General features: G+C 54.3%; 20 protein-coding genes. All 20 read left to right on the top strand.

The genetic code is table 11. The features are described from left to right. Positions 1–27 precede the first annotated feature (27 nt). The 20 genes from BHK98_RS06135 to BHK98_RS06055 all read left to right on the top strand — a co-directional run bounded on the left by BHK98_RS06135 (position 28) and on the right by BHK98_RS06055 (position 21927). Complete coding sequence (locus tag BHK98_RS06135) at positions 28–897, top strand: DUF4430 domain-containing protein (RefSeq protein ID WP_075712662.1); 870 nt, start codon at positions 28–30, stop codon at positions 895–897. Positions 898–1091: 194 nt separating this feature from the next. Beyond that, a complete protein-coding gene (locus tag BHK98_RS06130) occupies positions 1092–3299 on the top strand; it encodes an ATP-dependent helicase (RefSeq protein WP_075712661.1) in 2208 nt (735 codons plus the stop codon). Between the two features lie 15 nt (positions 3300–3314). Then, the gene (gene ligA, locus BHK98_RS06125) at positions 3315–5288 is read left to right on the top strand and encodes an NAD-dependent DNA ligase LigA (RefSeq protein ID WP_075712660.1); all 1974 of its coding nucleotides are present in this window, start codon (positions 3315–3317) and stop codon (positions 5286–5288) included. After that, complete coding sequence (locus tag BHK98_RS06120; protein WP_083628073.1) at positions 5281–6294, top strand: AIR synthase family protein; 1014 nt, start codon at positions 5281–5283, stop codon at positions 6292–6294. The genes ligA and BHK98_RS06120 overlap by 8 nt, the downstream gene beginning before the upstream one ends. Positions 6295–6446: 152 nt before the next feature. Then, positions 6447–7346: a DNA-3-methyladenine glycosylase family protein gene (locus BHK98_RS06115; RefSeq protein ID WP_075712659.1), complete on the top strand. Its 900-nt coding sequence runs from the start codon at positions 6447–6449 to the stop codon at positions 7344–7346. A 137-nt stretch (positions 7347–7483) separates the two neighbouring features. Next, the gene (locus tag BHK98_RS06110; protein WP_075712658.1) at positions 7484–7762 is read left to right on the top strand and encodes a co-chaperone GroES; all 279 of its coding nucleotides are present in this window, start codon (positions 7484–7486) and stop codon (positions 7760–7762) included. 19 nt (positions 7763–7781) lie between these two features. Continuing rightward, a complete protein-coding gene (groL, locus tag BHK98_RS06105; RefSeq protein ID WP_075712657.1) occupies positions 7782–9422 on the top strand; it encodes a chaperonin GroEL in 1641 nt (546 codons plus the stop codon). 235 nt (positions 9423–9657) lie between these two features. After that, positions 9658–11004: a D-alanyl-D-alanine carboxypeptidase family protein gene (locus tag BHK98_RS06100; protein WP_075712656.1), complete on the top strand. Its 1347-nt coding sequence runs from the start codon at positions 9658–9660 to the stop codon at positions 11002–11004. 108 nt (positions 11005–11112) lie between these two features. Further along, positions 11113–12621 (top strand): IMP dehydrogenase, encoded by a 1509-nt coding sequence (locus tag BHK98_RS06095; RefSeq protein WP_075712655.1) that lies wholly within the window; start codon positions 11113–11115, stop codon positions 12619–12621. 128 nt (positions 12622–12749) lie between these two features. Beyond that, positions 12750–14291, top strand: a complete 1542-nt coding sequence (gene guaA / locus BHK98_RS06090; RefSeq protein WP_075712654.1) for a glutamine-hydrolyzing GMP synthase — start codon at positions 12750–12752, stop codon at positions 14289–14291. 321 nt (positions 14292–14612) lie between these two features. After that, complete coding sequence (locus tag BHK98_RS13635) at positions 14613–14756, top strand: hypothetical protein (RefSeq protein ID WP_192846823.1); 144 nt, start codon at positions 14613–14615, stop codon at positions 14754–14756. 92 nt (positions 14757–14848) lie between these two features. Beyond that, entirely contained in the window at positions 14849–15280 is a 432-nt protein-coding gene (locus BHK98_RS06085) for a hypothetical protein (RefSeq protein ID WP_075712653.1), read from the top strand. Positions 15281–15290: 10 nt separating this feature from the next. After that, complete coding sequence (locus tag BHK98_RS06080) at positions 15291–16115, top strand: ParA family protein (protein ID WP_075712652.1); 825 nt, start codon at positions 15291–15293, stop codon at positions 16113–16115. Further along, on the top strand, positions 16069–17004 hold the full coding sequence (locus BHK98_RS06075; protein ID WP_075712651.1) for a ParB/RepB/Spo0J family partition protein: 936 nt from the start codon (positions 16069–16071) through the stop codon (positions 17002–17004). Before BHK98_RS06080 ends, BHK98_RS06075 begins: the two co-directional genes overlap by 47 nt. Positions 17005–17253: 249 nt before the next feature. Then, on the top strand, positions 17254–20487 hold the full coding sequence (locus BHK98_RS06070; RefSeq protein ID WP_075712650.1) for a VaFE repeat-containing surface-anchored protein: 3234 nt from the start codon (positions 17254–17256) through the stop codon (positions 20485–20487). A gap of 76 nt (positions 20488–20563) precedes the next feature. Continuing rightward, positions 20564–20917 carry a hypothetical protein gene (locus tag BHK98_RS06065; protein ID WP_143404546.1) on the top strand — a complete coding sequence of 118 codons (354 nt, stop codon included), beginning with the start codon at positions 20564–20566 and terminating at the stop codon, positions 20915–20917. Continuing rightward, positions 20914–21084, top strand: coding sequence for a hypothetical protein (locus tag BHK98_RS13515; RefSeq protein WP_154574779.1), 171 nt, complete (start codon positions 20914–20916; stop codon positions 21082–21084). The genes BHK98_RS06065 and BHK98_RS13515 overlap by 4 nt, the downstream gene beginning before the upstream one ends. Then, entirely contained in the window at positions 21035–21346 is a 312-nt protein-coding gene (locus BHK98_RS06060; RefSeq protein WP_075712648.1) for a hypothetical protein, read from the top strand. Before BHK98_RS13515 ends, BHK98_RS06060 begins: the two co-directional genes overlap by 50 nt. Then, the gene (locus BHK98_RS13510) at positions 21297–21443 is read left to right on the top strand and encodes a hypothetical protein (RefSeq protein WP_158024470.1); all 147 of its coding nucleotides are present in this window, start codon (positions 21297–21299) and stop codon (positions 21441–21443) included. The genes BHK98_RS06060 and BHK98_RS13510 overlap by 50 nt, the downstream gene beginning before the upstream one ends. Continuing rightward, a complete protein-coding gene (locus tag BHK98_RS06055; protein WP_075712647.1) occupies positions 21427–21927 on the top strand; it encodes a JAB domain-containing protein in 501 nt (166 codons plus the stop codon). Before BHK98_RS13510 ends, BHK98_RS06055 begins: the two co-directional genes overlap by 17 nt. Positions 21928–21955 lie beyond the last annotated feature (28 nt).

Below are 21955 nucleotides of genomic sequence, written 5' to 3'. Positions count from 1 at the left end.
GCAGGAATGTTAGAAAGGGGAAGAGTTATGGAAGATGAACTGTTGAGAAAGGCAAAGAGAAGGAAAATCAGGACGATCGCTGTTCTCGTGATTGTCGCACTTGCGGCAACCTCGGCGGTTTTCGGTCTGAGCATTAAAAGCGCCCGGGCGGAGAAGGCGAAGGCGACAGCGGCGCAGGAATCCGCGGAGACTCAGACCGCGTCCGATTCCGGTACGACGGAGAAGAAATCAGCGTCCTCGAAGGAAAAGAAAGACAAGGCCGCCGTGAAAAAGGTGGACGAGCTGATCGCTGCGATCGGCGATCCGGACAAGGTGACGCTGGACAGCAAGGACGCCATTCAGAAGGCGAAAAAGGCGTATGACAAGCTCAGCAAAGACCAGAAGGAGATCGTGGAGAACAAAGAGGTTCTGACCGCGGCTCTGGAGAACTACCGGAAACTGGTTAAGGAGAAGAAGGCAGAAGCGGCCAAGAAAAACGGCAGCTCATCGTCTGCAGCTGCCTCGGCTGCAAAATCCGTGACCATCAGCATCGAATGCAGGGATCTTGCAAATGATATGTCCCGGCTGAAGGACCCCGCCAAGAAAAAAAATATTCCTTCAAGCGGCGTCATTCTGTCAGCCACAAAGTATCAGTTCAAGAGTGGTGAAACCGTTTACGACGCGCTGAAGTCCGTCTGCAGATCCCGCGGCATCGCGTACATCAAGAAGGACGCGGGCGCTTATGACGGCGTGTATATCAGTTCCATCGGTCATCTCGCGGAATTCGACGGCGGCAAGAACAGCGGCTGGCTGTACTACGTGAACGGAGTCACGCCGAATTACACCTGCTCCAAATACAAGCTGAAGAATGGCGATGTAATCAAGTGGCACTACACCGTCAATTACACAAAGGAGTAGATAAATACGCCGCAGGCGCAGCGGCGGCAGAATGCATCGACAGAATAAGAGAGAGGCGAGGAGCGCCGCCGGAGCATCGCGGAGGCGCTCCGGCTCTTTTTTTGTGCTAAAGGCAGAGCAAAGACAGAGTAAATGTGATAGAATAGTAAGTGTCTGTTCACGCATCAGGCAGACAAATGAATGGAGAGTAACGAATGAGTTTTGAAAATCTGAATTCCAGGCAGCAGGAGGCGGTGCGTCAGCTGGAGGGACCGCTGCTGATTCTGGCGGGCGCGGGTTCCGGCAAGACAAGCACCATGACCCACCGTATCGCTCATATGCTTGAAGAGGGGATTTCTCCGTACAGCATACTGGCGGTGACCTTTACCAACAAGGCCGCCAGGGAAATGCGGGAGCGAGTGGAGGATCTGGCGGGAGACCGGGCGGGATCCATGTGGATCATGACCTTTCACGCCATGTGCCTTCGCATTCTGCGGGTCTATCCGGAGGAAGCGGGGTATGAGCCGAACTTTGTCATCTACGACGGCACTGATCAGAAGACCCTGGTGAAAAACATCCTGAAGGAAAACGGGATCAGCGACCGGGAATTCGCGCCGCAGTATCTGCTGGCGGTGATCAGCGACCAGAAGGAGAAGGGCGTGGATCCGGAGCAGTACCGGGAGACAATGGAGAATAATTATAAAACAAAGGCGATTTACCTGGTGTACAGAGAGTATCAGAAGCGGCTGAGGCAGAACAACGCGATGGACTTTGACGATATTCTGCTGAACACCGTGAAGCTCTTTGAGCGGAATGAGGAGATTCTGCTGCGTTACCAGGAGCGTTTTCAGTATATCATGGTGGACGAGTATCAGGATACGAACCATATTCAGTACCGGCTGATCCGCCAGCTGGCGGACCGGCACCACAATCTGTGCGTGGTCGGGGACGACGACCAGTGCATTTACCAGTGGCGCGGGGCGGATATCCGGAACATCCTGGACTTTGAATCGGATTTTCCGGAGGCGAAGGTCATCAAGCTGGAGCAGAACTACCGGAGCAAGGGGAACATTCTGGACGCGGCGTATTCGGTAATCCGCAACAACCGCGGCCGAAAGAGCAAGAAGCTGTGGACGGACCGTGACAGCGGCGAGAAGCTTCGCTATTACAGGGCGAATAATGACCATGAGGAGGCGGCGTATGTGGCCCGGCAGATCGGATATATGAACCGCGCCGGCCGGCCGCTGACGGATTTCGCGATTCTGTACCGGACCAACGCCCAGTCACGGCTTTTTGAGAGCGCTCTTTCCCGGGATGGAATCCCGTACCGCATTTTGTCCGGCATGCGTTACTATGACCGGAAGGAAATCAAGGACATCATGTGCTATATGCGGCTTGTGGTCAATCCGAAGGATGACCTGTCAATGCGGCGCATCGTGAATGAGCCGAAGCGCGGCATGGGCGACAAAACCGTGGAGAAGGTCATGGGCTTCGCCGCTGTGAAGAACAAAAGTCTGCTGGAGGCGCTCAGCGATCCTGAGGTGCAGGACACGCTGCCGGGCAAGGCGTATGACCGGGTACGGGAGCTGACGGACTGCCTGAACCTCTGCCGGCAGGAACGGACGAACCTGAAGGTTTCCGACATCTATGACCTGCTGCTTACGAAAACCGGATATCTTCCCGCACTGGAGGAGACCGGCACCGTCGAGTCGGAAGGACGGATTGAGAACCTGATGGAGTTCAAATCGGTAATTTACGATTATGAAAAGGGAACCGAAAATCCCTCCATCGAGGAGTTCATGGAGCAGCTTACACTTGCGGCTGAGGTGGATAACTATGACGAGCATCAGGACACGGTGACGCTGATGACGATGCACAGTGCCAAGGGGCTTGAGTTTCCGGTGGTCTTTCTGCCGGGACTTGAGGACGGTCTCTTTCCGGGGAACAAAGCCTTTGACGACCCTTCGGGAATGGAGGAGGAGCGGCGTCTCTGCTATGTTGGCATGACGAGAGCAAAGGAGCTTCTGTTCCTGTCCAGCGCTGAGGAACGCACCCGCTACGGGAGAACGGAATATACGAGGGAGTCACAGTTCCTTCGGGAGCTGGACCGGCGTCTCATTGAAGGAGACGCGGTTTATCAGAGAAAGACCGGAGATTCCAGTCTGGGAGTTTCCACGGGAAGCCGGGACGGATACGCCGCGAAGCCTTATAAACCCTTTGACGCACTGAAATACGCCCGGTACAGCACGCGGCAGAATGCAATGGAGAACACGGAGAGCTTCGCGCCGGGCGACCGGGTGAGCCACGGAAAATTCGGAGAAGGCATGGTGCTGGAGGCTACAGATACAATCGTTACGGTGGCGTTTGACGGAGCCGGCGTCAAGAAGCTTGCGCTGGGCGTGGCCCCGCTGAAGAAGATCTGAAGAACATACAGAGCAATGAAAGACAGAAAACAGGAAATCAGAGAAAAAATCGATATTTTGAACCGGGCGGCAAAGGCGTATTATCAGGACGGGATTGAAATCATGCCGAACATCGAATACGACCGGCTTTACGATGAGCTGAGGGAGCTGGAACGGGAGACCGGAATTGTATTCGCCAACAGTCCGACCCGGAACGTCGGGTACGAGGTTTTGTCGGAGCTTCCCCGGGAACGTCATCCGTCCAGGATGCTTTCTCTGGACAAAACAAAGAGCCGGCAGGAGCTGGCGGAATGGCTGGGAGATCAGCATGGACTCCTGTCCTGGAAGCTGGACGGACTGACCATCGTGCTGACCTACGAAAACGGAGAACTGGTCAAGGCGCTGACCCGCGGAAACGGGGAAATCGGCGAGGTGGTCACAGGAAACGCCCGCGTCTTCGCCAACGTTCCGGTGAATGTGCCGTACCGCGGAAGACTGGTGCTGCGGGGAGAGGCAATCATCACCTATTCAGAGTTCCGGAGAATCAATTCGCAGATAGGCGATGCGGATGCGAAATACAAGAACCCGCGCAATCTCTGCAGCGGTTCTGTGCGGCAGCTTGATCCCTCTGTCACCCGGAGCCGGAACGTGCGGTTCATCGCGTTCTCACTGGTGGAGGCGGAAAATGTGAATTTTGGCGGGACCCGGTCCGGACAGCTGGAGTGGCTCGCCTCACAGGGCTTCGACGTGGTGGAGTACCGTCATGTGGATAAGACGAACCTTCCGGAAACCATCGACCGGTTCGAGGAACAGGTTAAGACCAACGATTTTCCATCCGACGGTCTGGTGCTGATTTATGATGACATCGAATACGGGCGGTCGCTGGGAACCACCGCGAAATTTCCGCGGGATTCCATCGCCTTCAAATGGGAGGATCAGCAGGAGGAAACGGTTCTTCGGGAAATTGAGTGGAGCGCCTCGCGCACAGGTCTCATCAATCCGGTGGCGGTCTTCGACCCGGTCGAGCTGGAGGGGACCACGGTTTCCCGGGCTTCTGTTCACAACATCAGCATCATGCGGGAACTGAAGCTGGGCGTCGGGGACAGGATCAGGGTGTATAAGGCAAATATGATTATCCCGCAGATCTCTGAAAATCTGACGGGAAGCGACAGCATCGCGGTTCCGGAGGTCTGTCCCGTATGCGGCGGGCGGACTGAGATCCGCAGCGACAGCGGGGTCAGCACTCTGTACTGTACGAACCCGCAGTGTCCCGCCAAGCAGCTTAAAAGCTTCAGTCACTTTGTGTCCCGGAACGCGATGAACATTGAGGGGCTCAGCGAAGCCACGCTGGAGAAGCTGATTTCCAGAGGACTTGTCCGGGAATTCTCGGATCTCTTCCGGCTGGACCGGTACCGCACGGAGATAACGGAGATGGAGGGCTTCGGAGAAAAATCTTTCGAGAATCTGACGGCCTCCGCGGAGCGGGCTCGAAGAACCACGCCGGAGAGGCTTCTCTACGCCCTCGGAATTCCGGGAATCGGTGCAGCGAACGCCGGACTGATCGCCCGGGCGGCCCACAGTAACTGGAAAAAGATCCAGTCCATGACAATAGAGGAACTGACGGCCATCGACGGCGTCGGCGAAATCATGGCACAGGCCTATGTCTCCTTTTTTCAGAATCCGGAGAAAAAGAAGATTCTTGAAGATCTGCTGGAGGTTCTCGTTCTGGATGAAACAGAGGAAACCCGGGGCGAGGTCTTTCAGGGCATGACTTTTGTGATCACCGGCTCGCTGGAGTATTATGAGAACCGGGATGCGCTGAAGGCGGAAATCGAGAAGGCCGGCGGGAAGGTAGCCGGCTCCGTCAGCGGCAAAACGTCCTGGCTGATTAATAACAATGTGAATTCCACGTCAGGGAAAAACAGGAAGGCTCATGAACTGGGCGTTCCGATTATCAATGAAGATACGGTCCGGAAATGGATCGCGGAAGGAGAGATCACCAATGGCTGAACTGAAAATCGGCAAGCTGGACAGCGACGTTCTGCAGCGTATTGTAATCGATAAAATCAGATACCGTCGGCCGGAGGTGAAAACCCGGGCCGGAATCGGAGAGGACTGCGCCGTAATCGATTACGGGGAATATGAATGCGTGGTGTCCACCGATCCGATTACCGCGGACGTAAAGAACATCGGGCGCCTGGCGATTCACATCTCCTGCAACGACGTGGCCAGCAACGGGATTGAACCCCTCGGAATCACTCTGGCGGTGATGCTGCCGGTGGGAACGACGGAAAGCGATGTGCAGACCATCATGACGCAGGCCGGAACCGCGGCAGAAGAAGCCGGCGTTGAAATCATCGGCGGTCACACAGAGGTTACCCCCGCAGTGAATCAGCCTGTAATCGTCTCTACCGCTTTCGGCCGGGGAATCGCGGGAGAATCGGCCAGCGCCCGGAATATGCGGCCGGGAGATATGATTCTGATGACAAAAAGCGCGGGACTGGAAGGAACCGGAATCATCGCCACGGAAAGAGCGGAGGAACTGACCGGCGTTCTGACGCCGCAGGAGCTGCGGAGGGCACAGGGCATGATCCGGGACGTCAGCGTGGTGAAAGACGGCGTTACGGCCGGCCGCATCGGCACGTCGGGTATGCATGATGTGACGGAAGGCGGGATCCTGGGAGCTGTCTGGGAGATGTGCCATATTTCCGGGCTGGGCGCCGAGGTAGAGCTGGAGGCCATCCATGTGGATCCGGTGACAGAGAAAATCGCCGCCCATTACGGAATCGACCCGCTGCGGCTGATTTCCAGCGGATGCATGCTGATCGTCGCACCCCCGTCGAAGGCGTATAAGATTGTGACGGAATACCATAAAATCGATGTGAACATCAAGTCTGCCATCATCGGAAAAATCTGCGGCGCGGAGCACGGCATCACCCAGATCGATCCGCAGGGACAGGAATCGGAGATTGCCCCTCCCCGCGCCGATGAGCTTTACAAGGTCATAAACCGCTGAGACGCCGGGAAGCCGCAGTCCGCGAGCGGCCCGTACACAGAACTCGCGAGCAGCCGAGACCGCGGCCGGCATTCGAGACCTACGAGCGGCCGATATCTAAGACCCGCGAGCAGCCGGTGCCTGCCGGATCTCATCCAGAGTGAGAGGAAACGATGAACAGTTATACAATCAGAAATCTGAAAGACTTTCAGCTTGACCACATCTTCGACTGTGGCCAGTGTTTTCGCTGGAACAAAACGGGGCCCGGCATTTATTCGGGCATGGCTATGGGCCGTCGCGTGACGATGGAGCAGCGGGGAGATTCCCTCACCGTCACTCCCTGTACAAAGGAAGAGTTTGACACAATCTGGCGGCCGTATCTGGATCTGGACCGGGACTACGGCCGGATTAAAGAAATTCTGTCCGAAAAAGACCCGGTGATGGCCAGGGCCTGTGAATGGGGCTCCGGCATCCGGATCCTCCGGCAGGATCTCTGGGAGGTTATCGTTTCCTTTATTATTTCGCAGAACAACAATATTCCGAGAATCAAGGGCTGTATTGAGCGTCTATGCCGGCTGGCCGAGGCAGCGCCGGAGGGCGGGGAGAACCGGCGGGCGCCCGGACAGGCGGGACAGCGGGCGCCCGGACAGGAATGTCTGCGAGCATCCGGGCAGAATGCCGGGCCGGCCGGGGACCAATATGCGGACTTTCCGAGTGCCCGGGCGCTGGCGGCGCTGGAGCCGGAGGACCTCGCGCCGGCGCGGCTGGGCTACCGCGCACGGTATGTCATCGAAACGGCAAGGCAGGTGGCGGAGCAGGGCCTGCCGCAGACGGCGGAGCAGGTTTTGTCCCTCAGCGGCGTAGGCCCGAAGGTGGCGAATTGTATTTTGCTGTTCGGAATGAAAAGGTATGACAGCTTCCCCATAGACGTCTGGGTGCGCCGGGTCATGCACGAGCTCTACGGCTTCCGTGAAGAGGATGTGAAGGGCATGAAAGCGTTTGCGACCGCAGAATTCGGGGAATTCGGAGGGTTTGCTCAGCAGTATCTGTTCTACTATATGAGGAGCCTGTGATTTTTTTATTTTTTTTCAAAAAAAGATTGACATTAAGTGCGCCAGGTCATACAATATAACTGTTGGTTAGCACTCGTATAAAGTGAGTGCTAACAGAATCGTAAACAATAGAAATAATATAAATGGAGGTAAGGAAAATGAGTTTTGGCATCAAACCGCTGGGAAGCAGAGTCGTAATCAAGAAGCTCGAGGCTGAGGAAAAGACCGAGGGCGGCATCATCCTGACGAGTTCCGCGCAGGAAAAGCCGCAGATGGCTGAAGTCGTCGCGGTGGGCCCCGGAACCAAGGACGAGGAAATGGAACTGAAGGCCGGAGACAAGGTCGTCTTTTCCAAATATGCGGGAACTGACGTTAAGTATGAAGGCGAAGAGTACACGATTATGAGCCAGGGAGACATTCTGGCGGTCGTAGAGTAATTACAGGGGGTACGAAAAAATGGCTAAAGAAGTATTTTACGGAGAAGACGCGAGAAGAAAACTGCAGGCCGGCGTAGACAAGCTTGCGGATACAGTTAAAATCACACTGGGCCCCAAGGGCAGAAACGTTCTGATTAACAAATCCTACGGATCGCCGCTGATCACCAACGACGGCGTTACCATCGCAAGAGAAATCGAGCTGGAGGATTCCGTGGAGAACATGGGAGCACAGCTGGTGAAGGAAGTCGCCACCAAGACGAATGATGTCGCAGGCGACGGAACGACCACAGCAACTCTGCTGGCGCAGGCGATTATCAGAGAGGGCTTCAAGAATCTGGCTGCCGGTGCGAACCCGATGGTTCTGAAGAGAGGAATCCAGGGCGCGGTAGACAAAGCGGTCGAGGAAATCAAGAAGGTGTCCAAGCCGGTAGAGACCAAGGAAAGCATCGCGCAGGTCGCATCCGTTTCCGCAGGCGATACCGAGATTGGCGGGCTGATTGCGGAGGCAATGGAAAAGGTCGGCAAGGACGGCGTCATCACAGTTGAAGAATCCAAATCACTGGGAACAACACTGGACGTTGTGGAAGGTATGCAGTTTGACAGAGGATATCTGTCTCCGTATATGGTAAGCGACACTGAAAAGATGGAAGCTGTTCTTGAGAACCCGTATATCCTGATTACGGACAAGAAGATTTCCAACATTCAGGATCTGCTGCCGCTGCTGGAGCAGATCGTCAAGATGGGCAGAAAGCTGCTGGTCATCGCGGAGGATGTTGAGGGCGAAGCTCTGGCGACTCTGGTGGTCAACAAGCTGCGCGGAACGATCGATGTTGTGGCAGTCAAGGCTCCGGGCTTCGGTGACAGGAGAAAGGCCATGCTGGAAGACATCGCTGTTCTCACCGGCGGTACGGTAATCAGCGAGGAGGTCGGCTACGATCTGAAGGAAGCCACAGTGGATATGCTGGGGCAGGCAGGAACCGTCAAGGTTGACAAAGACAACACCACAATCGTGAACGGCGCGGGCGAGAAATCCGCGATCGACGCGAGAGTGAACTCCATCAAGGCACAGGTTGAGGAATCTGATTCTGACTTTGACAGAGAGAAGCTGCAGGAGAGACTGGCGAAGCTCAGCGGCGGCGTAGCTGTCATCAAGGTCGGCGCAGCTACAGAAACCGAACTGAAGGAGAGAAAACTGAGAATTGAGGATGCTCTGAATGCGACAAAGGCCGCAGTTGAGGAGGGCATCGTCTCCGGCGGCGGCGTCGCTCTGTGCAGCACTATTCCGGCAGTCGCGGACTATGTTGAAGGACTGGAAGGCGACGAGAAGACCGGCGGACAGATTATTGTCAGAGCTCTGGAGGAGCCGGTCAGACAGATTGCCGAGAACGCCGGCTTCGAGGGAAGTGTCGTTGTGGCCGAGGTCAAGAAGCAGAAGGCAGGATATGGCTTCAACGCTGCGACAGAGGAATATGTGGACATGATCGCGGCAGGCATCGTCGATCCTGCCAAGGTTACGAGATCTGCAATTCAGAACGCTGCGTCCGCATCTGCGATGCTGCTGACGACAGAGGCAGGAATTGTGGACATCAAGGAAGACGCTCCTGCGGCTCCGGCAATGCCGGCCGGCGGCGGAATGGGCGGAATGGGCGGCATGATGTAAGTCACTCCGCTCCTCACTGAAAACGAGATACGGACAGATAAAGAGGCTGCGGCTTCAGGAATCCGGAAGGCTCCCGTAACGGGAGTCGCTCCGGACTCCCGGGGCACAGTCTCTTTTGTGCTTTCGGCGGCGCTTCGCCGGCCTCGCCTCCGACTTTTCACCGAGTGGATGCGCCCGCCGGCCTCGCATCAAGCTGAATATGGACACGAAACGCCGGCTGCGATATAATGGTAATATGAATATCACGAAAAAGAGAAAACAGAAGCTTCTTGCGGCCGCACTGGCGCTGGCGGTCATGCTGACGCCGAGCGATATTTTTGCCGCGCAGAGCGGTGCAGACGCTGCAGATCGGGCGAAGAGCGCAGACGGAACCGCTTCCGCGGTCTCCACTTATGAATCCGCAGCCGAAAAGCCGGAGGTGTCCGCGGAAGGCGCGATGGTTCTCTGCAGCGGGACGAATCAGATTTTGTACGCCAAAAATATCAATGAAAGCCTCGATCCCCTGAGCACCACCAAGCTGATGACCGTCTATCTCACGATGAAGGCCGTCGACGACGGAAAAATCACACTTGACACTGTATTCACCGCCTCAAAGGCCGACACAAAGGTGATGGAGAGCAAGCTCTACCTGAAAAAGGGGGAGAAGATGAAGGTCCGGTACCTGATCTACGCCACGCTGCTCTATTCCGCCAACGACGCGGCGGCAACCCTGGGGAGCAATCTCGCAGGAAACAAAACGAAGTTCGCGGCGCTCATGAATAAGACGGCAAAGGCTCTTGGCTGCACCGGCACGAAATTTGTCAACGCCAACGGACTTATCGAGAAGGGGTGTCACTCTACGCCCCGCGATATGCTTCTGATCGCGAGAGCCTGCTTCAGCTATTCCTTTGTTCAGAAGGTGTGCCAGACGAAAATCTACAAGATCCCGCCCACCAATCTGTATGACGACAAGATTACCGTGACGACGACGAATCCCTTCTACGAAAAACACAAGAAGGTCCGCCGCCCTTATGAGAAATACAATATCATCGCCGGCAAGACCGGCACCTGGGACGCGGACAACGCCTCGCTGATCGAGATGGCTGAACATAAGGGCCGGTACATCTACACGGTCGTCATGAACGATAAACTGAACAAGCGTTATCCGGATACCGTCAAACTGATTGAATACGCCAGAAATGTCATCGATGAGCAGGAGGCACTCGAGCAGGCGGAGAAGCAGCAGACCACTTCCGCTAAGGTCACGGGTGCGAAGGGGGCGATTTATTCCGCACTCGGAAAAACGGCGATGTTCCGGCAGGCACTCAGCAGAATTAATCGGATTTCCGCGGCAAATACCGCCCGGATCAGCACTGCCGGCTATACATCGGAAGACGGCGTCCGTCTGGAATGGGACGGGGTCAGCGGAGCGAAGGGCTATGACATCTATCGCTCAGACGGCGGGACCTTTAAGAAGATCGCGTCCGCCGGAGCAGACGATGAGGAAGCCTATACCGACGCCGGAGTGAAGAAGAACCATATTTACCGCTATTACATTCAGGCAAAGCGTGGAAACATGCTGGAATTTTTCCTGGCGAAATAGTTGAAAATAGTATAGAAATGGTATAGAATGTTTGCTAAAATAAAAAACAGCAGGAGTATCTGAACACGACGATTTGTCGGTCGTGACAACAAAAAAAGGAGGAAAAATATGGCCCAGTTCTATAAGGAACCATCCAGAACGTTCAACGAGTATTTGCTGGTCCCCGGTTTGACAACGAAGGAAATGACCGTCGAGAATGTTTCACTGAAAACGCCCATCGTGAAATTCAGGAAAGGCGAGGAACCACCGCTCTCAGCGAACATTCCGCTGGTTTCAGCCGTTATGCAGGCAGTATCCGACGACAATATGGCAGTCGCGCTGGCGAAGGAGGGAGGAATCTCGTTTATCTACAACTCTCAGCCGGTGGAAGAGGAAGCCGCGATGGTGAAGAGGGCCAAGACATATAAATCCGGATTCGTCAGAAGTGACAGCAATCTCAGACCGGATCAGACGATGCAGGACGTGGTCGATCTCAAGAAGAGAAGCGGTCATTCCACCATCGCCATCACCGAGGACGGAACTGCAGAGGGGAAAATGGTCGGCATGGTCACCAGCCGCGACTACAGAGTCAGCAGAATGGATCCCTCTACGCCGATCAGCGAGTTCATGACACCCTTTGACAAGCTCATTACGGCGCCGGACGGATGCACCCTCAGCGAGGCGAACGACATCCTCTGGGACAACAAGCTGAACGCGGTGCCGGTGGTGGACGATAACCAGAGACTGACGTATTTTGTGTTCCGCAAGGACTACGACGCTCACAAAGCAAACAAGAATGAGCTTCTGGACGCTCATAAGAGTTACATCGTCGGCGCGGGCGTCAATACCCGGGACTACGAAGAACGGATTCCCGCGGTTGTGGACGCGGGCGCGGATGTTCTCTGCATCGATTCCTCAGAGGGATACAGCGAGTGGCAGAGCGAATGCCTTGCCTGGGTACGCAAGAAATACGGCGACGAGGTCAAGATCGGCGCAGGCAACGTGGTGGACAAAGAAGGCTTCTACTATCTTGCCGAGGCGGGCGCTGACTTTGTTAAAATCGGCATCGGCGGCGGCAGCATCTGCATCACACGGGAGCAGAAGGGCATCGGCCGCGGACAGGCAACTGCGGTCATTGAGGTTGCCGCGGCCCGGGACGAATATTTTCAGAGGACCGGCGTCTATATCCCCCTCTGCTCGGACGGGGGCATCGTCTATGACTACCATATGACGCTGGCTCTGGCCATGGGTGCAGACTTCCTGATGATGGGCCGGTATTTCGCCCGTTTCGACGAGTCACCCACCAGCAAGCTGAACGTCAACGGAAGCTACGTCAAAGAGTACTGGGGCGAAGGCTCCAACCGTGCCCGCAACTGGCAGCGCTACGATCTGGGAGGCGATCCCCGCATGAAGTTCGAGGAGGGCGTGGATTCCTATGTTCCCTACGCCGGCTCCCTGCACGACAATGTCAATCTCTCTATGACAAAGGTGAAGTCCACCATGTGCAACGTGGGGGCCACCAGCATCCGCGACCTGCAGGAGAACGCCAAGATCACACTGGTGTCCGCGACCTCGATTGTCGAAGGCGGCGCGCACGATGTGATTCTGAGAGACACCTCGCAGGGCGGAAACCGATAAAGTAAACGGACGGGCATCGCCCGCATAACTGAACTTCGCAGCCGATACGGCCGCGGAGTTCACTTGTTCATAAGCCCGCGCGGCAAACAGCAGGCAAATAGCACAAGTATAGAAGGAGTATCTGATTTATGGAAAAGGAACTGGTTATCGTACTGGATTTCGGCGGACAGTACAATCAGCTGATCGCAAGACGCGTGCGTGAATGTAATGTATACTGCGAGGTGCATTCCTACACGACGCCGCTTTCGGAGCTGCTGGCGAAGAATCCCCGAGGAATCATTCTGACGGGCGGTCCGAACAGTGTTTACGACATGAGTTCGCCGCACTACGACAAAGCCCTGTTCGAGGCGGGTGTGCCGATTCTGGGGATCTGTTACGGCGCACAGCTCATGGCCTGGAGCCTGGGCGGAAAGGTCGCCACAGCGCCGGTAAGTGAATACGGAAAAACTGATGTGGACATCGACCGGAGCGGCCGTCTGTTCGGCGATGTATCACCGCGGACAGTAGCCTGGATGAGCCACACGGATTATATCGCGGAACCGCCGGAAGGCTTCCGTATAACGGCGTCTACGCCGGTCTGTCCTGTGGCGGCGATGGAGGATGATTCACGCAAGCTGTATGCGACGCAGTTCCATCCTGAGGTCACGCATTCCGCAGAGGGCATGAAGGTCCTTTCCGCATTTGTTCTGGACGCCTGCGGCTGCAGCGGCGACTGGCGCATGGACGATTTCGTGGAACGGACGATCAATGAGATTCGCGAAAAGGTCGGCAGCGGACGGGCTCTGTGCGCACTGTCAGGCGGCGTGGATTCCTCTGTGGCGGCGGTCATGATGTCGAAGGCTATCGGAAAACAGCTGACCTGTGTCTTTGTGGATCACGGACTGCTCCGCAAGGACGAGGGCGCTTCCGTCGACCGTGTGTTCGGCCCGGAGGGACCCTACGACCTTAATTTTGTGCATGTCGATGCCCGTGAACGCTTCTACAAAGCCCTGGCCGGCGTGACGGAGCCGGAGCAGAAACGGAAGATCATCGGCGAAGAGTTCATCCGGGTCTTTGAAGAAGAAGCGCGCAAAATCGGCGCTGTGGATTACCTGGTACAGGGCACGATCTATCCGGATGTGATCGAGAGCGGACTCGGAAAATCCGCAGTCATCAAGTCTCACCACAACGTCGGCGGACTTCCGGACCACGTGGATTTCAAAGAAATCATTGAGCCCCTGCGCATGCTCTTCAAGGACGAGGTGCGGCAGGCCGGGCTGGAGCTGGGGATTCCGGAGGAGCTGGTGTTCCGTCAGCCTTTCCCGGGACCCGGGCTGGGAATCCGCATCATCGGCGAGGTCACAGCCGAAAAGGTTAAAATCGTGCAGGACGCGGATGCGATCTACCGGGAAGAAATCGCGGCGGCCGGACTGGACCGGCAGGTAAGCCAGTACTTCGCCGCTCTGACCAACATGCGGTCCGTCGGAGTCATGGGCGATTTCCGGACCTATGATTACGCTATCGCTCTCCGTGGCGTAACCACCTCCGATTTCATGACCGCCGAGGCTGCGCAGATTCCCTGGGAAGTCCTCCAGAAATGCATGAACCGCATCGTCAATGAAGTCGACCACGTCAACCGCGTATTCTACGACCTGACGAGCAAACCCCCGGGGACGATCGAGATGGAATAGGCGCAAGTGGTTTGCCACATTCCTGCTCCCATTGAAATTCCAACTGGGGCAGTGAAGGGCGAAAAACGCGTGATACTGATTTGATACTATTATTTCATAGATTGGCCAAAGTGGTGGATACATTGAAAAATCAATGTGTTCATCACTTTTTTTTATATCACGGAGCGCCTGCTGCGGCAAACGTACATGCAGAAAAAATCCTGCTACTCACAGGGCCTCACGACAGTCTGACCGGCGGTATCATTTCACATTACTGCCTCATTCGCATAATTGCCGAATGAACGATTCTCCCCTATGATAATGAGAAAGGAGGGCAGAAAGATGTTCGGAAACAAATTTAAGCTGAGCTACGATGAGCGCAGGATCATTGTCCTTTGCCTGATCGAAATGAAAAACAAACTGATCCAGGAGAACCGTTATACCGACGCCATCGATGATCTTCTTGTAAAATTTCTTGACGATTAAGTTTATCCTTTCAGCCGAAAGCTGAATACATGACCCTGCACAATCCGGTGCGGGGTTATTTTTCTATCCGGCTTTCGGAGAAAGGATAAGAGATGGCTACAACAAAGGAAACAATGAAAATTATTGCAATGGGACTGGGAGAAACCGGAGACCGTGAACCGGAAGACTGTGCAGGCTGTCCGTTAGTGGATGCACTGGCCAGGAGAGCTGCAGAGCATTTTGCTGAGATGACCGAAGAAATGGATGAGGAAGTGATCCTGGAGATCGTACGCAAGCTGGAAACAGAGGCCTGTTCGGATGAACCGGACGCTATGATCGCACTTCTCGGCAGGATCTTCCGCCAGAATGGGATGGAATCCGCTGCGGCGGAAATGGAGGCACTGGATTACTGCATCAGTGAAGTTCCTGATGCCTGCGAAGCATTTGCAGATTCCTTCTTTGATGACGGATATGTTGACTGGTACTGCGTGGAAGGCTGGCTCCGGGATATGTTTCCCAGCAAGGACCAGAAGCTGCTGAGTTAGGAGGTAAGGAATGGCAAAATGCGAAATCATTGCGATCTGCAATCAGAAAGGAGGCGTGGGGAAAACCACCACGGCGCTGAATCTGGGGGTGGGTCTTGCCAGGGCCGGAAAGAAGGTGCTGCTCATCGACTCGGATCCACAGGGTGACCTCACCCAGTCTCTGGGATGGAACGGGGATGATCTGGAGAAATCCCTGGGCAGGCTCATGTATCTGGTCACCAAAGACTGCAAACCCATCGTGGAAGATACGATCCTTCATCACGAGGAAGGCGTGGACCTGATCCCGTCCAATCTGGATCTTTCTTCTATGGAAATCAGTTTGGTGAACGCCATGAGCAGGGAAAAGGTGCTGGATAACCTTCTCCAATCGGTAAAGAAAAACTACGAATATATTCTGATCGATTGCATGCCGTCATTAGGCATGATCACCATCAATGCGCTGACCGCAGCGGACAAAGTGATCATCCCTGTGCAGGCCCAGTATCTTCCTGCCAAAGGAATGACGCAGCTGATGAAGAGCATCGACCGGGTCAAGGCCCACACCAATCCGGACCTGAAGATCGGCGGCATCGTCATGACGCTGGTGGATAACCGGACCAACCTGGCAAGAGATGTGATCAGTAGCATCCGGACCCATTACGGAATGGCAATCCGGATCTTCGATACCCAGATCCCGGTGGCGGTGAAGGCGGCAGAAGCAGCAAAATCCGGGCAGAGTATCTTTGACTATGATGGAAACGGAAAGGTGGCAAAGGCCTATGAAGCATTGACGAAGGAGGTGATCCGCTGTGGCGAAAGAGAAAAGAGAAGAGATACAGTTTCCCTCACTCGATGAACTGTTTTCCTCTCAAGAAGAACGGGAGGACGCTAAACTCAAGCGGATCTACGAAATTCCGCTGACAGAGATCGATCCCTTTCCGGATCATCCATACAAAGTCAGGGATGATGAAGACATGATGAATCTGGTGGAAAGCGTTCGAATCAACGGGATCATTACTCCCGCTACGGTACGGAAAAAAGAAGACGGGCGGTATGAGCTTCTATCCGGACACAGGAGAAAAAGAGCCTGCGAGCTGGCCGGACTCCCTACTCTCCGATGCGACGTCGTAGAAATGGACCGGGATGAAGCCACAGTATTCATGGTGGAATCCAACTTTCAGAGAACAACGATTCTTCCAAGTGAGAAAGCATTCGCCTACAAGATGAGGCTGGAGGCGATGAAGCGACAGGGCAAAAGGAACGATTTAACTTCTCGCCCAGTGGGCGAGAAGTTGAGCATAGAAAAACTAGGTGAAGAAGGCACTGATAGTGCAAGACAAATTCACCGGTATATCCGCCTCACTGAACTAATCCCGGAGCTTCTGGAAATGGTGGATGAAGGAAACATCGCCCTCCGCCCGGCAGTTGAACTTTCATATATCCCGAAACAGATTCAGGAAGACATCTTCAACTGCATCGACATGGAGCAGTGCACTCCTACCCATTCTCAGGCGATCAGGATGAGAAAAATGGCCGGGGAAAGCAAACTGACTCCAGAATCCATTGAGGCAGTCATGCTGGAGGAAAAGCCCAACCAGAAGGAGCGCATCGTCTTCCGGGGAGACCGGATCGCGAAGCTTTTTCCAAGGGACCTGCCGCTGTCCAAAAGGGAGGATTTTGTTGCGGCAGCCATGGAACACTACAACCGATTCCTGCAGCGAAAAGCCAGGGATCAGGAGCGATAAATGCGGGAGTACGCACTCCCAATTTTCCCTCCCTGTAACCCTCCCTTTATTTACTACCAGTTACTGCCCGAAGAAGAAATATATCTAAAAGAAGAGAGACAAGTCAGGACGTCTGTGTGAAAGCACAGGCGTTTTTGCTTGCCCTATCACGGCGCTTCAGCGCCGATGAAGGTCAGCCGCAAGAAATTCCCAAATCTGTGATTTGGTGAATTTTACTGCGATTGCCCTGTCACGGAAAGGAGAAATGTTTTGAACAGGAAAACAGAATTCAAACAGAAATTCAAGCAGCTGCTCACCATCGCCTTTGCTTCCATGATGGTGCTGGGGTCCGCCCTTCCTGCGGTGACGGAAACGGCCAGCGCATTCACCGGCAAGGTGGGAAGCAGCTACACGGTCACTGACGGAGGCAGGATCACCTACGGCTCCGGTGACGGAGGCTACAGCAATTCCAGGAAATGCGACCTGGGAGACGGGCTGGGAAGCAGATATACCTACTGCGTCCAGCCGGCCAAGGCATCGCCGCCCACCGGAAAGGTCACGGTAGATAAAGTAATCACCGATTCCGACGACAAAGGAAAATGGAATGCCCTCAGAAACATCGTGTTCTACTCCCCGTCCTACCCGGGATACGAGAAGAATATCAGCAACATCAAAGGCGCATACTACACCGGAAACTTCACCAAAGACTGGGCCATCGCTCATCTTGCCATGGCATATATTTACGAAGGAAGGCCCTCTGATATGGCGACCTGGGGCGGAACGAAAGCTTCCGGTCTGGGGGATATCTGGACAAAGGCAAAGAAACTGGGAGACGGACTCTGGAATGCGGATTCGGAAAAAGATGAGGCCATCCCGGGAAATTTCAAGGTGTTCATCAGCACCATGAGCGGCGTGCAGGACATGGTGGTGGGATACCTGGAGGATATCCGGGGCGGATTCCGCCTGCAGAAGATCGATAACGATCTGGATGAACCGTACGCACAGGGAGATGCATCGCTGGAAGGCGCGGAATTCACCGCATTTAACAAAAGCGGTCATGCCGTTTTCCTCGGAGAAAAGAAAATCAACCAGGGAGAAGCGGCAGTTACGATCAGGACGGACAAGAACGGACTTGCAAAGTCTGCTGCCGACGCCCTGCCCTATGGCGATTATCTGGTGAAAGAGACCAAAGCGCCTTCCGGATATCAGCTCAATGACAAGTGGTCCAGAGCCATCAGCATCCGGAAAGACGGAGAGATCATCGACATTACTTCAGATCCCGTGAGAGAAAACGTCCAGCGTGGCGGCGTTCAGATCGTAAAGCGGGATAAGGAGCTGAAGAAATCAGAGGCACTCGGCGGCGCTGATCTCAACGGGATCGAGATGACCATCAAAAACGTATCCGGTCACGATGTGCTGGTCCGCAGTGATATCGGAAGTCCGGAAAACAAAGTGGACTGGAAGGCCCTTTCCTCAAAGAAGGATCTGATTGATTCCGGAAAAGTCAAGCGTGTAAAGTCCGGTGAGGATATGGGAAAGATCACCGTCCACTGGAATGAAGCAAAAAAGGCCTACACGGCAGAGACCCTTCCGGATGATCTTCCATACGGAACCTACACCATCCGCGAGACGAAGACCAACAAGACCTATCAGAGGACGGACAAGAGCGAGCATCTGTTCAAGATCCGGGAAGACGGAAAAACCGTTTCCTACGACGACGGACAGAACGAAATGGCGCTGACCTTTGACAACTATGTCTACCGCAGCGACGTTCAGGGAACCAAGATTGGTGACGGCGATTCCAGAAGATTTGCCTTTGTCCCATTCAAAATCATTGCCGCATCAAACGGCGAGACCCATGTGGTGGTCACGGACAAAAACGGATTCTTCTCCACGAAGGACCGAAGAGCCGCTGGTGATCTGGACGAGGAAGAAGGGAAAGACAATGCCCGCTGCCAGAATCCGTTCGATGATCTTCTGAACGAGAAACAGATCTCTACCGAGTCTCTGAAAAAGAGAGCGGAGCAGATCCGATGCGGCGTGTTCTTCGGCACAGGACAGTTCGGGAGCAAAGCTGCCATGATCACCGACGCAGGGGCTCTGCCTTATGACACCTACACCATCGAAGAGATGCGCTGCGAGAACAACAAAGGATATGTTCTGCAGAAGTTCAGCTTCACCGTGGATGAGAAAACCCGCACAGGAACCGTGGACCTGGAGACCATCACAGATGATCTGATCACCATCGGAACCAAGGCGAAAGCAGAAAAGACCGGCATGAATCTTTCTGCCGCAGAGAAGGATGTGAAACTTATGGACACCGTCTCCTACACCAATCTGGTTCCCGGAAAGGAATATGTTCTGAAAGGAAAGCTCATGGACCAGAAGACCGGAAAGGAGCTTCTGGTGAACGGAAAGCCGGTGGTTTCCCAGAAGAAATTCGTGCCGGAGAAGAAGGACGGAACCGTGGATGTGGAGTTTGTCTTCAGCGGTGCGGGCCTTGCCGGAACCTCAACGGTGGTGTTCGAGGATCTCTATGAGAACGATGTGAACATCGCATCTCACGCAGACATTCATGATGAAGGCCAGACCATCCACTTCCCGGAGGTAAAGACCCATGCGGAGGACCGGAAGACAAAGGACGAAGTCGGGGAAACCCACAAGGAAACCACTATTGTGGACAAGGTAAACTACCGCAATCTGATTCCGGGAAAAGAATACACAGTAAAGGGCGTTTTGATGGACAAGGAGACCGGAAAACCGGTGATGGTGAATGGAAAGAAGGTCACTTCCGAGAAAAAGTTTACGGCACACAAGGCCGACGGAACGGTGGAAATGAATTTCACTTTCGATGCATCTTCCCTGAAGGGCAGGACCACTGTTGTGTTTGAGGATCTCTTCTATGAAGGAATCAGGGTCGCCTCTCACGGGGATCTCACCGATCAGGATCAGACGATCTGGCATCCGGAGATCAAAACAACGGCAAAGGACAGCAAGTCCGGAAATCATGAAGCTTCCCGGGGCAAGAAGGTCTCCATCGTGGATACCGTCAGCTATCACAACCTTGTTGTGGGAAAGGAATACACGGTAAAGGGTGTCCTGATGGACAAAGGAACAGGAAAGCCGGTCCGTGACGGACTTTCTGCCGTGACTTCCGAGAAGAAGTTTACCGCAGAGAAGAAAGACGGAACGGTCGAGATGCAGTTCACCTTTGACGCCGAAAAGCTTCAGGGAGACGATGTGGTCGTGTTCGAGGATCTGATCCATAACGGGATCACCGTTACCAGCCACGCAGACCTTTCCGACAAGGACCAGACCGTTCATTTCCCGAAGAAGCCAGATACTCCGCCGGAGAACTCTGCTCCGCCGAAGACCGGAGACAGGACAAAACTTCTGGGATATATCGCGCTGATGCTGGTAGCGGGTACCACCGCAGCAGGAATCGCATACAAGAAAAGACAAATGCATAAGCTTTCGGAGGACCAGGACGATCTGAAGGAATAGAGTATGAAATAGCCAATGAGCCAAAAGGGCGGCAGCGATGCCGCTCTTTTTCTGGTTCCGTCAGGAGGAAAAGGAAATGATTACAAACGGGATCAATGGTGAGATCCGAAAGGAAAACGAATGCCGGTTTAACCGAAACATCGCCATGATATGCGGGATCCGGCCAGCGCTGATCGCCCAGTATCTCTGGGAGATCATGGAGTACGAGAACGGCACGGCCGATGATTACTGGAGGAAAATGCCCCAGAAGATGATCCAGACGGTCTACCCGTTTCTGAGCCGGCACATGATCCGGGACGCCATGAAAGAACTGACCGAATGCCGGATTCTCCGTGCTTCGGAAAGAAACGAGAGCCGGTTCGACCGGACCAGATGGTATCAGTTCACCGAATACGGCATGGAGCTGATGAGCCCGGGGAGTTACGCATGAACGGGCTGAAGGGGCGCAGGCAGTGCCCGGAGAACTGCCGCTACCGCAGGAAGGAAGCACCCTTCTGCGGATACTGCATGATGGAGATCATCTATGGGAAACGGAAGGAGGACGAGAATGACAGCAGACAAAAGCAAGCTGAAGACACTGAACAAACTGACGGATGAGGGTTTTGACACGGAAAAGAAGATCACATCCATCGATATGAAAATCGCCTATGATCACGGACTGAGCGGAGAAATCGGTGTGATCCTGGAGCTGCAGGAGGCGATCCGGGACCGGAAGGTCATCGCCTACCTTTGCAACGCAATGGACGATGCGAAACCGAAACTCCCAAAGACCAATAGCAGTAACCCTGAAGAAAAGGAGGATGACCGCATTGAAAACAATGAAAGATACGAATACGGCGGATACCGCAGTAATCAATAAGATGGAAGAACTCAGAAAGCTGGTGAATGATCTGGAAGACGGAACCGTAATCAGCATCCGGATAGAGGAGGTGATGATCCTTGCCGAAGAAGAATGAAAATGAGATCAAAGTCGTGAATGTCCGGCTGGTGAAAGAGCCTTCTCTCTATTCCACCAAAGAAGTCACGTCCCCGGAAGCTGTAATGGAAGTGGTGGCAGGCGAGCTGAAAAACTATGACCGGGAGGTATTTGCGATCCTGAATCTGAAGACGAACGGCAAGCCCATCAACCTTCATATCTGCAGCGTAGGCACCCTGGATGCAGCCATGATCAATCCGAGAGAGGCGTTCAAGGCCATCATTTTGTCCAATGCAGCATCCTTCATCTGTATTCACAATCACCCATCCGGAAACTGTGAACCGAGTCCGGCGGATATTGCCGTTACCGAGCGGATGGTCAGATGCGGGGAACTCATGGGCATCAAGATGCTGGATCATATCATCATCGCCGCAGAAACCGGAGAACAGGCCAGTTTTCTCAGAAAAGGACTTCTCGATGGAATGCGGTCAAGAGACGACTATACAAGCGAGTGGGAACGATAGAAAAAACCTGCATTTTTCAGTTTCGGGA

The organism is Hornefia porci, from assembly GCF_001940235.1.
In the GTDB taxonomy this organism is placed as follows: Bacteria; Bacillota; Clostridia; order Peptostreptococcales; family Anaerovoracaceae; genus Aminicella; species Aminicella porci.
This window is presented reverse-complemented; position numbering and strand designations above follow the sequence as displayed.